This window comes from Salinibaculum sp. SYNS191, assembly GCF_037338445.1.
Taxonomy (GTDB): domain Archaea; phylum Halobacteriota; class Halobacteria; order Halobacteriales; family Haloarculaceae; genus Salinibaculum; species Salinibaculum marinum.
In genome coordinates, this window is the sequence record NZ_CP147838.1 from 869471 (window position 1) to 884950 (window position 15480).

Annotated in this window: 13 protein-coding genes; 7 read left to right on the forward strand and 6 right to left on the reverse strand. The window is 53.8% G+C overall.

Annotated features, from left to right (window positions below; translation table 11 throughout):
• Positions 1-185: 185 nt before the first annotated feature.
• Together WDJ57_RS04730 and WDJ57_RS04735 are read right to left on the reverse strand one after the other, a co-directional pair.
• Positions 186-1175: a hypothetical protein gene (locus WDJ57_RS04730; RefSeq protein ID WP_338904362.1), complete on the reverse strand. Its 990-nt coding sequence runs from the start codon at positions 1173-1175 to the stop codon at positions 186-188.
• Positions 1176-1351: 176 nt separating this feature from the next.
• Positions 1352-2323: an NAD(P)-dependent alcohol dehydrogenase gene (locus WDJ57_RS04735; RefSeq protein WP_338904363.1), complete on the reverse strand. Its 972-nt coding sequence runs from the start codon at positions 2321-2323 to the stop codon at positions 1352-1354.
• 367 nt (positions 2324-2690) lie between these two features.
• Between WDJ57_RS04735 and WDJ57_RS04740 the strand changes: the two genes are divergently transcribed.
• Positions 2691-3293: a site-specific integrase gene (locus WDJ57_RS04740; RefSeq protein ID WP_338904365.1), complete on the forward strand. Its 603-nt coding sequence runs from the start codon at positions 2691-2693 to the stop codon at positions 3291-3293.
• Between the two features lie 129 nt (positions 3294-3422).
• Here the strand turns inward: WDJ57_RS04740 and WDJ57_RS04745 are convergent, their stop codons facing one another.
• Positions 3423-4145 carry a homing endonuclease associated repeat-containing protein gene (locus tag WDJ57_RS04745; RefSeq protein ID WP_338904367.1) on the reverse strand — a complete coding sequence of 241 codons (723 nt, stop codon included), beginning with the start codon at positions 4143-4145 and terminating at the stop codon, positions 3423-3425.
• Between the two features lie 235 nt (positions 4146-4380).
• On the opposite strand from WDJ57_RS04745, the gene WDJ57_RS04750 reads away from it, so the two are divergent.
• The 3 genes from WDJ57_RS04750 to WDJ57_RS04760 all read left to right on the forward strand — a co-directional run bounded on the left by WDJ57_RS04750 (position 4381) and on the right by WDJ57_RS04760 (position 6460).
• Complete coding sequence (locus WDJ57_RS04750) at positions 4381-5109, forward strand: hypothetical protein (protein WP_338904369.1); 729 nt, start codon at positions 4381-4383, stop codon at positions 5107-5109.
• Positions 5110-5302: 193 nt separating this feature from the next.
• Positions 5303-5893: a hypothetical protein gene (locus WDJ57_RS04755; RefSeq protein ID WP_338904371.1), complete on the forward strand. Its 591-nt coding sequence runs from the start codon at positions 5303-5305 to the stop codon at positions 5891-5893.
• Positions 5894-6193: 300 nt separating this feature from the next.
• The gene (locus tag WDJ57_RS04760) at positions 6194-6460 is read left to right on the forward strand and encodes a hypothetical protein (protein ID WP_338904373.1); all 267 of its coding nucleotides are present in this window, start codon (positions 6194-6196) and stop codon (positions 6458-6460) included.
• A gap of 241 nt (positions 6461-6701) precedes the next feature.
• Here WDJ57_RS04760 and WDJ57_RS04765 read toward each other — a convergent pair whose 3' ends face one another.
• The gene (locus WDJ57_RS04765) at positions 6702-8558 is read right to left on the reverse strand and encodes a DUF7282 domain-containing protein (RefSeq protein WP_338904375.1); all 1857 of its coding nucleotides are present in this window, start codon (positions 8556-8558) and stop codon (positions 6702-6704) included.
• Positions 8559-8978: 420 nt separating this feature from the next.
• Here WDJ57_RS04765 and WDJ57_RS04770 point away from each other — a divergent pair, with 420 nt between their 5' ends.
• From WDJ57_RS04770 to WDJ57_RS04780, 3 genes are read left to right on the forward strand one after another with little or no spacing between them, the layout of a single operon-like run.
• Positions 8979-10985 carry a PQQ-binding-like beta-propeller repeat protein gene (locus tag WDJ57_RS04770; RefSeq protein ID WP_338904377.1) on the forward strand — a complete coding sequence of 669 codons (2007 nt, stop codon included), beginning with the start codon at positions 8979-8981 and terminating at the stop codon, positions 10983-10985.
• Complete coding sequence (locus tag WDJ57_RS04775) at positions 10922-11671, forward strand: hypothetical protein (RefSeq protein WP_338904379.1); 750 nt, start codon at positions 10922-10924, stop codon at positions 11669-11671. The genes WDJ57_RS04770 and WDJ57_RS04775 overlap by 64 nt, the downstream gene beginning before the upstream one ends.
• Positions 11626-12162, forward strand: a complete 537-nt coding sequence (locus WDJ57_RS04780; protein WP_338904380.1) for a hypothetical protein — start codon at positions 11626-11628, stop codon at positions 12160-12162. The genes WDJ57_RS04775 and WDJ57_RS04780 overlap by 46 nt, the downstream gene beginning before the upstream one ends.
• Before the next feature lie 410 nt (positions 12163-12572).
• On the opposite strand, the gene WDJ57_RS04785 is transcribed toward WDJ57_RS04780, so the two are convergent.
• Positions 12573-13991, reverse strand: a complete 1419-nt coding sequence (locus WDJ57_RS04785) for an argonaute/piwi family protein (protein ID WP_338904381.1) — start codon at positions 13989-13991, stop codon at positions 12573-12575.
• Positions 13972-15375, reverse strand: coding sequence for a hypothetical protein (locus tag WDJ57_RS04790; RefSeq protein ID WP_338904382.1), 1404 nt, complete (start codon positions 15373-15375; stop codon positions 13972-13974). Before WDJ57_RS04790 ends, WDJ57_RS04785 begins: the two co-directional genes overlap by 20 nt.
• Positions 15376-15480 lie beyond the last annotated feature (105 nt).

Consider the following 15480-nt stretch of genomic DNA (forward strand, 5'->3'; position numbering starts at 1 on the left):
GGCTGAACCCGGATATAGCGGGGGGAAACCGGTCAATCATCGGGTTTCGACCTCGACGAGCTGGCAAACAGAGTCTGTCCACTGTTCTGAGGGATGAAATGGGAGTGTTGGCCACGCAATCTCCCCACGCGATACGAACCCCGGTGCCGTCTTGTTTGACAACCCAGATTGTCGACCAGGCGACGTCAGGTCTCGCCACCGGATGGAGTGTGGAATTTCTGTCCTGGGGAGAACTGCGTGAGTTCGTCGATTCGGGCTTCGAGCGTTTCGATTTCCTCGCGCAGTTCGTCGGCTTCTGGGTCGTCGGTCGCAGCGAGTTGGTCCTTGAGTCCCTGGAGTCGGGTCTCTTTGCGGTCTTCGTCAACCTCGGCCTTGCGAACGTACTCGCTCTCGTCGATCTCGTAGACCTCCTCGGGCGAGAGTTCGGTCACCTCGAGGGCCTCGTCGACTTTGTCGGCATCGACTGTGGTCACGCGCTCGCGGTCGATACCCGCTTCTTCGAGCGTTGCCAGCACGTCCGGATCGTCTTTGAGCGAGCGGTATTCCCGACTGGTCCGCTGGACGGAACCGAACTGACCGTGGACTGGCTGGTCGTGATGAACACGGTCCAGCAGGAGGTCCGCCACGTCTTTGCGCAGGTCGTCAGTGCCGCGCTGGACATCAGACAAAAGCGTGTAGAGATTAACCAGCGCTGGTGTCTCCATCGTTTCGAGGTCGTCGACGTCGTGGCGTTCCATCGCGTCGACGAGCAATAGCAGGTCCGCATAGACCGGGCGGTCGGGTTCTGCCCGTTCGTCACCTGCGGCTGTCTCCTCCTCGGCGGGGACCCGCTGAGAGCCGGTTGGCTTGTCACTCGCGCGAATCATGCCGGCCTGCGCGTCGATTTCGAACCGTGGATGGAGTGTCAGCACCGCCGCGTAGGGATCAGCGTCTGGCGGCAAGCGGTCGATATCGAACCCGCCAGGAGCGTCTTCGACGCGGCGGATCAGCGTCTCGAACTGGTCGCGCTGGAGGGGTTGGCTGTCCCCGCTTTCGGCATATTGGATGACGATCCGAGCGTCCTGGACGCTCGTAATGGTGAACTGCTTTCCAGAGAGTGGACTCAACAGGGTTGCGTCCCCATCAAGCTCGTCACATTCGTCGCGGAGATTTGCCCAGGTTCCGCCTACAGACATGGCGGTGAGTAGGACTGGCCCCTACAAGGGTGCTTGGACACACTGCCCCACTAAAATACCAAAATGGCTCGACAGTTCTTCCCGATGGGTTCTCCACATCGTCCGACCAGGCGGGATTACGACGCTATTGGGTCACGAACGAGCGCATCTGGTCGTACTCGTCTGAGGGGACCCTGTCAATCGAGCGTAATCACGGCCGTGCCGCGCTTGTGTCCAGTGTCGACGTATCGATGTGCCTCGACGATCTCCGCTATTGGGTACCGTCGCCCGATCACCGAGCGGATCTCCCCGGCGTCGAGGAGTTCTCTTAGCTCCTTGAGATATTTTCTCCGCACGCCCGCCGACTTCATCCCCGTGGCCGCGAAGACGGCCCGCCTGTCGCCGACCAGCCTCGTCCGGGCCATGTTGAAGAGGATTCGTCCCGACGGGACCGTCGTCACATACAGCCCGCCTGGGTTCAGCATGCCCTTGAACTGCGCGAACGACCCCTTGCCCACGGCGTCGAAGATGACATCGTACGTCTCGCCTGTTCCTGCGACGTCGGTGGTCGTGTAGTCGACGACCGCGTCGGCGCCGAGCGAGCGCACGAGGTCGACGTTCCTGGTGCTGCAGACGCCAGTGACCTCGGCGCCGATGTGAGCGGCGATCTGAACGGCGAACGTCCCGATGCCGCCCGAGGCGCCGTTGACGAGGATGGACTGGCCCGGCTGGAGGTCGGCCACGTCCTGGAGGAAAAGCATCGCCGTGAGGCCGTTGTCGGCGACCGCGGCGGCCTCGGCGTCGCTCACGCCCGGGGGCGTCAGTTCGAGCGTGCCGTCCTCGGGAACACAAACGTACTCGGCGTGCGCGCCCGACTCGGGTGCGGTCGTCCCGAACACCCGGTCGCCGACGGTGAAGTGGGTGACGGCTTTGCCGACGGCCGCGATCTCCCCGGCGAACGCGTCGCCTGGGATTGACGTAGGTCGTCGGAGGCCGCTGAAGAAGCGGACGGGGAACGGTCGTCCCTCGCGCATGGCCGAGTTGGCCGGTCCGACGGTGGACGCCCGGACACGAATCAACACCTCGTCCGGCTCCGGGGTGGGTTTCGGCGCCGAGTAGAGTTGGAGGACCTCCGGGCCGCCGTACTCTTTGGCTGCGACGGCTTTCATTCTCGTGTCGGTCTTAGTCGTTCGTTCGGTGGCAATCGTCGGCATTTCGAAGAAGAAGTAGGGCAGCGAGTGTCGTAAGTTGAGTGCTCGGTTGGGGGCTGTACTGGGCAGGTCTGGTTCCGGTACGCTGCGTGCAGAGACAATGACCGAGACGCACGGTGTATCTCGCACAGCAGTTCTAACAGCGGCCGGACTCCTCGCGCTCGAATCTATGGGTTCTGTTGCTAATCCCTACCAGTGCCGACTTCACGCACAAGTCGGAAACGAACCTGCGAAGCAGCCCATGTTTCCGGCGTGATCACGCCGGATACCCCGGCGTTTCGTATCGACCACTAGATACCAGGCGACGGAAAGGTAACAAAGCAACATGCGTCTGGAAGCGACCAGTGCCGACAACGAGGTCAAGGTCTGGCTGACCGACAGCGAGGTCGAGGACCTGCGACGAGCGACGGTCAGCTATCGCGACGACATCATCATCCAACTCGGCGCGTACGTCGGACTTCGCGCGTTCGAGATGCCGCAGGTCCGACCGGAGCACATCAAGACCACCGACAGCGGCCAGTACCGACTCCGGGTGCCACGCGGGAAGGACACGACCGGGAGCGGCGGCAAGCCCCGCGACGCCTATCTACCGGCCGACGTCGAGCGCGCACTACAGCAGTACCAGAACGCCGAGAACATCGCGCCACGAGACCCCTTTATCGATCTGTCCGAGCGGGGCGTCCGTGCCGCGGTGAAGCGGACGGCAGAGGCGGCTGCCGACGAGACAGGTGACCCAGACTTCGAGCACGTCTCCAGTCACGATCTCCGCCGGCGTTTCGCACAGCGCCTGCTGGTGGACGAGAACATGAACCCGCGAGTGGTCATGCAGGTCGGCGGCTGGGACTCGTTCGCGGCCATCGAGCCGTATCTGAACGCGCCCACGCCCGAGGTCGTCGACCAAGCGTTTGCTGAAGCTTCCGTCGATTGATTGGTGAGCGGATTACTCAAGTTTTCCAGATGCAGCTGAGATCCTCAAATTCATGCACTCAACACTGTATGTGTCTTCCCGAGATTTCACTTAGATTTCAAACAAAAATTTTGACGTGTATGTTTACACCTACGACTGATCACACCCGGCGGTGTCGAGCGCATCGGTCCATGTGTCGAATCGCTTGTAGTAGGTACCCGGGCTAAACTCACCCATCTTTTTCATTTCAGTCGTTGTCGGGGGCTTCCCAAGTTCCTCTTCAAGGCGCTGCAATTCCCGCAGTAGTTCGTTGTCTGAGACTTTCTCCTGTGCTGTTCGTGGCTTCAGTCCCGCAGCCTCAAGCGCCTCGTTCCACGAACCAAATCGGTTCCGGTAGGTGACTACGTCGTACTCGGTATAATCAGACATCTCGCGACGGGTCGGAGACCGTCCTAGATCATCCGCTGCATCACTGAGGTCGGCCAGCAAGGCCTCGCGTGACCGTTCATTACGATTTGGGTTCGGTTCGAGCCCTGCGGCTTCGATAGCCTGGTTCCAGGATTCGAATCTGTTTTTGTACGTTTCAATGCCGTGATGGCCGTGATTGTTCATATTCCGCTCCGAGGGAGTCTTGTCGAGGTCCTCCGCTAACCGCCGGATTTCAGCGAGTAACGCATTATCTGGAATTCGAATGCCAGTCGGTTTGTCAATATTCGCGGCATCAAGCGCATTGGCCCATGAACCGAACTCGTCTCTGTAATCGAAGATAGCGTAAGTACTGTGTTTCTCTATTTCGTTGGGAAGTGGTCCTCTCCCGAGGTCGTCAGTCAAACTCTGTAAATCATGGAGCATCTGCTCCCGTTGAGATGACATAGAGAAGTGTTCCCCTGTCACTGGTGTAATTACTACTGGTCGTTTGCCAGGAAGCGGTAAAATTCCCTTCTTCAAAGGAGCCATGACTGGCTTCACGGGCGTGATGAACGGCTTCCAGGGGGAGCCTGAATCTGCTTCAAACGGTGGAATACCTCGCTCTTGGGCCTGAATACAATGAGGTAATGGAGTGATTGTCCTGCTAAGCGCGCTGCGGTAAGGCGCGCGGTGAACAACTATGGAACGACGCAAATTCCTGATCGGAATGGGATCGCTCGCCGCTGGCGGGGCGGCTGCAATGGGTACCGGTGCGTTCACTACGATGAGCGCAGAGCGGAGTGCGAATATCAATGTCGTGAATGATTCATCCGGTCTTGTCAGTCTCATTCCGGATGGTGAACAGGTCTGGGAAGATAACGGCGAACTCTATATTAACACGAGTATTGGCGATGGCGATGCCGGGAACAATGAGGGGAGTTACGGTGTGAACCAAGACTCCACATACCAATTCGGTGAAACTGAGGACGCAACGTGGGATATTGAAAAGTATCGTGGTGAAGGGGCGGGTGCAGCTGGTTACTTCGACGTTGACAGCAAAGACGATAGTTATGCTGAGTGGTATGGAACCCATTTCTCGGGCGAAACTGAAAAGGAAACTGCCCGCGCCTGGGGTTCTGCCAGTTCTCTTCCTTCCCTCCCTGGCGATGGCTCTAACACGGTGATTGAACCTTTCTTTACAGTGCAAAATAATGACTCGCAAGCCCACGATATCAGATTGACGTTTGACGATGAGATCGTCGTGGCTCTTGGCGAGACTATGGACATAGACATAGACGACGGTAGCGACGAGTTGTATATCGAGTTCGAGGATGTCGGTGCCGGGGAGATCGTTGCTGTCGCGCTCGTCGTCTTAGCGGGTGACAGTACGGTGGATGCGGAAGGAAGTATCACCGTGAGCGCCAACTAAAACAAAATCAGAACTTCAGGGAGAGACTGAGACGCTCGCGTTCGGTTAGTGACAGTTCCCTCTCCTGATATTACAAATACCAATGACAAACAGACGAAAGTTCCTGATCGGAATCGGATCGCTCGCCGCGGGCGGGGCGGCTACAATAGGTACGGGGGCGTTTACGACGATGACTGCGGACCGTTCCGCGAACATGAATGTCGTGAATGATGCAAATGGCCTAATTACGCTTCAACCGGGAGCAAAAGCTGACGAACGTGTCTATTATGATTCTGGTAGCTTGGTGATTGATTTCACAAGTGATCATAATGACGATGGTGTCGTAGAGGGACAGGGGGTTAATGTTGATTCGCGGTACCAAGTTGGCTATTTCGGGAAATACGACTGGATGCCCCCAGAAGACAAAATCTACCCACCAGAAAGTGCGGGGTCTGGTGATCCTTACGAACTCCCGGCATTCTCTATTCTCAACCAGGACACTATTGCACATTCAATCACTATTGGGTATGATTTCACGAGTGATCCTGGTGGCTCTGAGATTTTTATCATGGGATCGTCCAGATCAGCAGATGCCGTGGACTCCTCTTCGAACATCCCAAAACGCTCTGACTGGTTCCCCGGAGGAGACGGAGAATTAGTTTTCAAAGATTATGGAGACGATGGCCAACCAGGTGACATTCGATTAAAACCAGGTGGACGCATTGGAGTCTCCCTCTTCATAGACACAACAGGTGGTTCAACTGATGATGACCTCTCCGGAACACTAACAGTTTCCTCTGACTAATCTTACTTCCGCGATTGAATCTCAGCCAATCGCACAATCATACCTCTTTAGTTAGGAGATGAACCGTATGACAGCAGCTGCTTAGGTGGCGGTTGCGCGTCCAAAGAAACGCTTCTCCAAAATTGCACACACATCGATAACGGAGTGTGTGCAATCTCGATTCATTCGGATGCAATTCTCGAACGTTGACGAGGCGAATGCTGTTGTTGAGATGGCTCCTTTATATATAGATCTGTAGTCAGCCACTCGAAAAAACTAGGATGCTGGGGGGTGTGTGCAACAATACAGATGCGACTCCGGATGAACGACGAGCGCGAGCGTCGGTACGAGGCACTCCTCGAGGCGACCGGTGAGAATACGAAGAGTAAAGCGCTCGATACGGCGGCCACCTACTACACCAGGATGGCGGGTGGGACCGATGCAGTGCCGACTGGGAAGATTAAGGATCTGATTGAGCTAGCCGAGGAGCAGGGCAGCGTCACGCCGGCGGAGATCGCTGATGTCCTCGACACTGATGAACTTCCTCTGCAGTTTGAGACGGAGTGGTCCGTCGGCACTCAGAAGTAGATGGCCTTGTTGAGATCCTTCGAACGTGACAGGTTTCAGCGGACGTGCTGAATACAGAGCGCAAATTCAGCACCGACTCTCCGGTAACCAAATACGGCAAGATGTGACCGAGATGACTGGGATAGTGTCTACTCATTCACGAAGTTTAGTCTATCGCGACCTATTGGCTGGTTATTTTTTGCGACCGATTTGGTATATAACGGCATAGTCAGCGACGGTGAACGGGTTAGGAAAAGGACGGTCAGTCGGTGCTGATGTCGGTATCCACGCTAACCGTCGCAGTGTCTACCACAACGCCCGAGTCGTTAGTGTACGGCGCATCAACGACACTGCTATTGAAATCGTATTCCCTGTTGTTGTTCGTGTCCAAGTGGGTAATCGCGGCGAGAGTCATTTCGTCGTCGATGTTGTCATCCAGTTCAATACGCACGTCGTAGTGTGTACCCGCAACCAGGTACTCGCTGGTCCCGATCTCGTCGCCTCCTGCATAACCAGCGCGGATGGTCACAAAGCCACCTTCCGATGTTACTACGCGGTCGATATTGACTATCTGGGTGCCGTTTTGTGCGACGGATTGATTACTGAGTCTAATACCCGCCACAGATTCGGTCGCATCTTGGTTGCGGACAATATATTCCCAATCGTCAAAGGGTTCTCCGTTACTGTACTGGAATGCCCCCACAGGAGCGTTGTAGTTCATGACGCTCTCATATTCCGAAAACGGAACCTCTTTGGAATCTATCCCTTTGTACAGGTCTGGATCTAGTCCTACCGAATGACCAAGTTCGTGCATGAATATGTTCGCGGTTCTCTCATGAGAATACCTCTCCTCACCATTAACGCTCGTCTGGAATACAAATGAATCACCGCCGGCAAAACCACCCACATCATCACCATCGGAACGTGCTTCACGTACTGCTATAGCATAATGATATCCGTAACCCTCATAATCAAAATGTTTGTTGGCTATTGCGTTCTTCTGTTCTTGCTCAGTTGTTGGTTCAGTTTCGATCGACTCATCAAGAACGATATGCAGTGAAATACCGGTTGAGCCATCAGGATTGTCAATGGGCGCCTCTTCGTATGCTTCTGCGACCAGATTCATAGCCTCCTCACGTGGCTTATATGACTGCATATAATCAACTTCGACAAAGACGTCCATCCGTAGTGGACTCGACTCAGATAGTGCTTCAGAATTGAGTTCAGCCCCGTCTGTGAGGCCATCCCCATCAGTATCAGGATTAGTAGCATTTGTTCCATACTTTTTGAATTCCAGATCACTCAGTCCGTCTCCATCTGAATCTGGAGACAGAGGAAAAGTTGACCCATTAATCTCTATGTCATCACTCAGGCCATCTCCATCGGTATCCTCATCCGTCGGGTCAGTGGAGTGGATTAATGCTTCGTCTGCATCACTGATTCCATCACTGTCAGAATGACTCAGTAATGGATCAGACTTCCACCGATTGATTTCTTCTCCATCCTTGAGACCATCCCCATCCGTGTCAGGGTTTGTGGGGTTAGTCTCGTACTTGGTAACTTCTGATCCATCATTAAGTCCGTCACTGTCAGAATCAGCACTTGTTGGAACCGTTCCGTATTCATTCAATTCTGCACTGTCTTCTAGGCCATCTCCGTCACTGTCTATGAGCCCGGGATTTGTTCCTAATTCTACTTCTCTTCCGTCTGAAAGTCCATCGCTATCAGAATCAGCACTCGTTGGATTCGTTCCGTATTCATTCAGTTCTGAACCGTCGTTAAGGCCATCTCCATCACTGTCTGCGATCTCGGGATCAGTTCCTAATTCTGCTTCCCTGTCGTCTGAAAGGCCATCACTATCAGAATCAGTCGTTTGGTCATTAGATGGTGTCAGTTCTGAATCCGTTCCCGACGCTGTTTCTTTCGACGATGAAGTGTCTGTTGCCGTTGACGATAAAGAGTCTGTGGCTGACTGGTCTGTACCCGAACCTGAGGCTGTCGCAGTAATATTACCATCTGGAACAGAAGTGGGCTCCAAAATATATAGTCCAGTTGCAATCCCTACAACAAACAGGGAAAATATAATAATAACTGTAATTAACATACGTTTAAATTTCATGTATATTATCTATACATCCAATCTCAAAAAGACTTCCCAATCTTGTGGTTTTTGAGTGACAAAAAGCCACTTGTTAGATTCGAAATTACTTGAATCGATCGTAACGACGCAACGTATGAGGCACTGGCGTAACTTTCGCTTAGAGTGAGCACTGGTCTGGAGCGACCGGCTGGTCATGGAACTCACGCCGATTCCCTGCCCCACTCAACCTCTGTATCGGTCACGCTGTTACTGACAGATATAGAGTGGTTTACGAAGGAACTGATTGATACACAGCGCAAATACTGCACACGGTTCAGAGAAAATTATAAGTCATTAATCATTTTTGTAAGTGTATGGAAATTTCGGGTAGGGGCTTTGGCCGATCAGCGGCAACGGATATCGACTCTCGGCGATTGCAGCGAGGGGAGTGATGATCTGATGAGCAAGTTTCCACTGGGACGGCGAGATCTCCTGAAGACCGGGGGGTTCATGCTGATGGGAGCGCCTGGAATGATTCGATCGGCCAGTGCTCAAAATGCGTCGGGTGGTGAGGTGATGTGGCTCTTTGATACGGATGGTAGTGAACGTTTCACCGCATCGCCAACAGTGGTAGATAGCACCGTCTTTATCGGGAGTGACGATCCCAGCCCTGGGAGCAGTGATGGTACTCTGTATGCATTAAATGCTGCCGACGGAAGTGAGGTGTGGTCATTTCAACCTGGGTTCGGTATTGGGTCAGCACCAACGGTGGTCGGTGGCACTGTTTTCGTTGGGACTGCTGGTGCCAAAGTTCACGCTTTGGATGTGACTGACGGAAGTGAGCTGTGGTCAGTAATGACTCGCGGGGGTATTGAGTCGTCGCCGACAGTGACGGATGGCACCGTCTTTTTCGGGAGTAACGACGGCAACGTGTATGCCCTGAATAGCGACGATGGCAGCGAGATGTGGTCGTTCAAAACAGATGATAGGGTCACATCATCGGCGACAGTGGTGGATGACACCGTTTTCATCGGCAGCGTCGATACGAACGTGTATGCATTGAACGCAAACGATGGCACGAAGGTATGGTCATTCAAAGCTGGCAGATATGGGTACGTCACCTCGTCGCCCACAGTGGCAGAGGGTACCGTCTTTATTGGGAGTGATGACGGCAACGTATATGCATTAGATGTGGCCGACGGAAGTGAGGTGTGGTCATTTGGAACTGGTGCGTCTGTCACCTCGTCGCCCACAGTGGCAGGAGGAACCGTCTTTATTGGGAGTGATGACGGCAACGTATATGCATTAGATGTGGCCGACGGAAGTGAGGTGTGGTCATTCGGAACTGGTGCGTCTGTCACCTCGTCGCCCACAGTGGCGGGGGGTACCGTCTTTATCGGGAGTATTGACAATATGTATGCGCTGGACGCCACGGATGGGACTGAGGTGTGGTCAACCAAAACTGAGAGGGGCGGTTGGACGTCATCAACGGTGGTGGATGGCACTGTCTTCGTCGGGAGAGGTGACGGCAACATGTATGCACTGCATGCTGGGGTTGAAGGATCGAGCGAAGGGTCACGAGTGAATTTGGGAACCCTCGGCCATCATCACACGTGGGCTGGCAATGAGTTGGAACCAAGTAAGCCAGAACCCGATCCTGGCGACCAAACAGTCGAGATAAGTTTTGAGAATGTACGTCTGGTTCAGGCAACAGAGAACACCCGATTGGTGGGTTCTGATATCGAAGCGGATGTTCCGAAAATCCCCGACCTCATCGTAGGGAAAGAAACAGCCGTACTGTTCGAGTTAGAGGGCGAAATTGAGACCATTGAAACGGACACGCTGACGTTTGAAGCGACGCAAGTAAGGGAATCTGGTGAGCCAGTATCAATCTCGTTTGAATTGACCAAATCTGAAGTTGAACTGCTTATGCGGGGGGGTCAAGAGATTGAAGTTTTCCATAACAAAGACTGCGTATTTGCAACAGAAGAAACAATTCTGCGACCTGATGTTACGGAGATTCAGTTGACCGCCAGACCTGACGACCCGGTAGCCTCTGCACGCCTCGTTGCCGACGATGACTTTGCCACGCGTGAAACGGGGGCGATAAATATCGGATTTATCGAACTCAAAGATGCCGAGAATGGTACGAGATACGGAAATAATGACGGGCGTATTGTCCCTGGATCCAGAGACGAAACACCACGGGACAGGTTCGAGCGACTGGTTACAGAGTATATTGAATTTATCGAGAGTAACTTTCCTGTCGCCGGGATCAATGATTTCGTCCATCCTGATGTGATGCGAGCAACAGCCGATTCGAATGATTACAGGAAAGATCTGAAAGAGGCACGTGATGCGCTGAAATGTATACTCCAATTGAGCTTGATGTTACACTTGCAGTGGTGCCGGATTCTCTCCCCGGACAAGACGACTATTTCAGTTTTCATTCGAAAGATAACGTAATAGGCATCCACCCATCGAGTTGGCCGACCCAACCACAGGCCTCAGCTGCGATGTTGCCTGTCGGTGCCGAGACGGCCGCTCATGAAATCGGGCATCACTTTTTAGGGAATGATGGTTCCTGCAGTGAAAGCTTTGACTCCGGTGTTTTTGAAGATGAGCTTGCTATGCGGCGTGTTGCAGATGATTTTGACGACTGTACCATTTCAACTGATGAGGTCGACAATGCACACGTCCGAACTAGAGATCGGGGAGATGATGATCCGGGGCTTGTCTCAAATGGGTATGATTTGTCCGATGGATCACTTTCGGTAGTCAACTTTCCAAGCCCTGTAGAATCGATTATGAGCTACGCGCACACTGTAGGAGAAACCCCGAACGCGGAGTGGATAGATACGTTCACGTATCAAAAGTTGATCGACAACGAATTTGAACCAATTCCTCCTGAAAGCATTGACGATGTCGTTGAGCCAATTCTGTCGGGAAGAGCCATCACGACAGAAAGCGGTGAGACTGAGGTCACCGCACTGATTCAGAGAGAGGGAGACCTGCACCATCGGCTGGCGACGATGGGAACGTTTCAATTACCACCAGAGACGGAAGGGGAGCTAATATTGAAACGACGACTTATCGAGACGAAGCAGTGGATACATTTCAGGGTGCTGGTACTCCCTCAGGTTCTACTGTAACTGGGGAATTCATATTTACCATCCCATTTCCCGAAAATACGAGGGAAGTGGAAATCAAGCAGGGGAATGACAATATATCATTTAATCCGATAATCCGTTCAGTTCAAGATCGAATTGAGCGGGTTCCAGATAACGCATTCGTAGATGAGCCTGAGAGACGGAGACAAGACCTGCTGGATATGCTGAGTGAACTTGACGAACAGATGGATCAAGAAGATTACGAGGCTGCGTTACAGACAGTGGCGGATTTTGAGGGTAGCATAGGGAGTTCAATAAAGGACGAGTACGAAACAGGTGCTATCCAACCCACAAAGGATGAGCTTCGTGATCTACTTGTGGACACCGAACTTCGAATCAATACAATCGAAGCCGAAGCTACTGGTGGTGGCTTATTCTTTGGTTTCTCAATAGAGGAAATCGCTGCGGGAGGAGCAGTTACAGCCGGTCTTGCATATCTAGCTTCCCGGATGATTCGAGACGAGTCTAAGTGAGACAAACTGGCACTACTGTTTGAAAAGAGTGGCGTTGTAGAATATACTATTTATTGGCATTATTGAACAGTCCTTGATGAACCCTCTATATTCAGTACGCCGTTTGTATCAACTGCTGAGGGTTTCAACAGAGCCAACCCGAAATATCTGATATCAGAGGATTCGGGAGACTTGCCATTCTTGTATCGTTCTATTCTGAGCCAGTGACAATAAGAAATAGCCGAAAGTAAACATATCCACGCTGAACGGCCTTAGCTATCTAAGAGCTGAAGCGGTTTCCGCGCGTCGACGATGCATACCACTGTCTGACAACCAGAAACCGGAGAACTTGCTGGCTCCTGCTGGGGAGGGTATTCCTGCCACGTACAAAGTCGGGCAATCTCATTGGGTAGGGTAACTCGCCCGATTTGCTACATGTAGTGGTAGTAATGGATATCCAGACTCGTGTTTTGGGCCTCGGCCTCAGCCAGGATGTTCCCCACGGCATCCGAGATCCCAATCGTGACCGGGAGCTTCGTGCAGAAGTCCGAAGTGTTCCAGTCCAGTTTCGTGAATGCCAGCATTTCCCGGCACAGTTTCTGCGGCGACGAATCACTGACCTCCGGATCCGGCTTGACCACGATCGGCTCCGGGATATTTGACGCCGGATACGTCGACAAGGCTGGGATGTACCCCTTCGTGTACAGGTAATGCTCCTCGTTATTGGGTGCGGAGATCATTGTGCCCCGAAGCGCTGGATAAATACCGGAACTCAAGGCTCGGACTGGGTGCCGTTCTCGGACTGTGATGAAATCCATCAACTCGATGTTCCCAGCACCTTTGATGAAGCCCTCTCGCTCCTCTTCCCAGAACTCCGACCGCTTGTGAAGCACCAATCGCCGGGGCTCCGTGCCCTTGTGGCTACGGTAGTGCCTGAGAATCTTCTTGACCAGTTTCTCGGCGTCGTCCTCTGCGAGGTGGTTGTTGCCTGGTCCGTGTTTCTCTCCTTCGACGGGGTCGCCTCGAAGGATGAAGTTCTCGCCTGTCTCCAAGAAAACTTGGGCCATTGCTGTCCGCGTTCGGGATTGGTCTCCGCCTCGCTCTTTGTAGAAGGAGATCCCGGCGAAGCATGTCCCGTCCTCCAGCTCGGTTAGTTTCCAGGGATGGCCGCGTTGCGCCTTGTACAGTGTTCCGACCGCGATGTTCCATGCGATCTCGGATTTGTCCTGAACGTCCTCACCGCGGAGGGTCTTCGGCTGCATCAGCTGTGTCGGCAATCCGACTTCCATCCCGAGCAGCTTGATCCGGTTGTGGAAGTCACTGGTCTCTGACTGCATCTGGGCATAGTCCTGGTGGGATGGAGTGCAGGCGTCCCACATCGCTTCGGGAATCGCGATGAACACGACGTCAGGTGGCGTCTCCTTGGCGTACAGGACTTCGAGGTTGATCTTGATGATCTCGACTGCTTCTTCCAACCGGTCCTTCCGGCTGCGGATCTGTTTCAGGTCCCGGATCTCGCCGCGAGTAATTGTCTGCCGCCACCGCTTCTGTGTGTTGAACGTGAAGTTCAGCGACGATCGTTCGCCAAGGCCAGGGAACGGTGGTTTCCACCGCTTCGACTCGTCTTCGTCGGCGGTGATCGCCAGCTCCATGTCCTTGAAAAGTTTCTCGATAGCGCCGAGAGATCGGCCAGACCCGATGTATCCGATGTTGATGACTTGGTGTTCGGATTTACCGGATGGTGTTCTTGGGCCGAACTCCATTAGCCCGACTCGAGGGTCGATGGCTTCCTCTCCGTTGGCGAACATCAGGCTGGGTTCGTCGAGGACTTCAGCGGTGAATTCGCTCATTGGAACTCTTCTGCCACTTGTTCTGCATGGTGTCGTCCCGTTCGTCGGTGTCTCTGGGTGGTCTTTTGTTGACTTCCAGCATCACGGGTTCTGTCCCGATGTCCAGTTCGTCCTGTTTGGGGTTGCCGTAGTCCAGGATTTTCCACCAGTGGTTGATCCGGCTCCGTGTTTTCCGGTTGTTCCCGTGTCGGCTGGGGCTGAACCTGTCGTGCAACGGTTTGGCTTGTTCCCCGGTGATTCGGTTCTTTTTCCCATTAGAGGTGAACAGGATAGCTGGTTTCAGGGTCAGGAAGTACTGCCCCGAGTATTCGAGGATGCCGATACGGATTGAGTGGTGCCGGAAGAACGGGGACTCTCCGTCACCGAAGTACCTAGTGACCTGTCGCCCCTCTTCTTCCCGGACCTCCGCTTCGGGGTCTTCGTGTGGGAAGTAGAGGTGGTAGTTGCTCCGGTAGTTTATCGCGATACAGCCCCGATCTTCACCCTTGGAGAGGACAACGGCACGGATCAGTCGTTTCCCGATATCGGCGTTCCCCTGGTCGGCTTCTACCCACGACCGGAACCCGGTCTCCTCGACCGTGTCCGGGGCGATGAACTGTTTGACCGCTTTCGGCATTTTCTCAGGCGGCAACAGGCTGTAGACTTTGTTCGACTTGAACCACGTTGGCACCGTGAAGGGCCTGAGCTTGAATGCGACCTGCTGTGTCGCTCCCTCCACTTGATCTCCGATGTACAGAGTTTCAGGGTGCTCTGTTATCTCGATGAGGTTGGTGGTCAGCTCTGACCGGTCGGTAATGGGTTCGGCTTCGCGCTGGAAGAAGTCTGGTTTGAACCGGTCGTCTTTCTCGAACTCCGCAATCTTCATCAGGAGCGAGTCGTAGTCGGCCTGGTAGACGTGGGTGTCACTCAGGAACTCCTCGAAATCGTCCATTGGATAGCTCTTGATCTTCCTTCGGTGGTCGTCCGAGAGTTTGTCGTTCTCGCAGACCCGGTCGTAGAATTCTTGGATTGCATCGTCGGTCTGCTTGGTGACGTCGAAGATCTTCCGCCACTCATTGAAGTTCTCGAGGTTTCGTCCGAAGATAGCTACGTCAAACCGTTTCTCAGGAGGCCGGTCCATGTAGTGGAGGAAGTACTTCCCCATCTCCTCAAGGAATTTCTTCCCGTGACGGCGCTGGTCCGTCCACTTCAGCTCGACCCAGACCTCCCGGTCACCCCTGATCTCTGGGAGTTCGTATTTCTGGTCGACAAGCCCGCCATGGGTGGGCGATGTTTCCGTGATGTAGAATCCCATCGCCTCCATGTACTCTTGGACCTTTTCCCCGTAGATTTCCGAGTTCTTAGCGAGGGCCTCGCGTTCGCCTAAGAGGTTGGTGAGTGCCACGTTATGCCGAACCTCACAATGGAGTCCCTAAATCATTTCGTCGCAGTGAACAGTCCCGTATTCAGGCCGCGAATTTGATTTCTGGCCACGGTTTAGGGAGTCCAA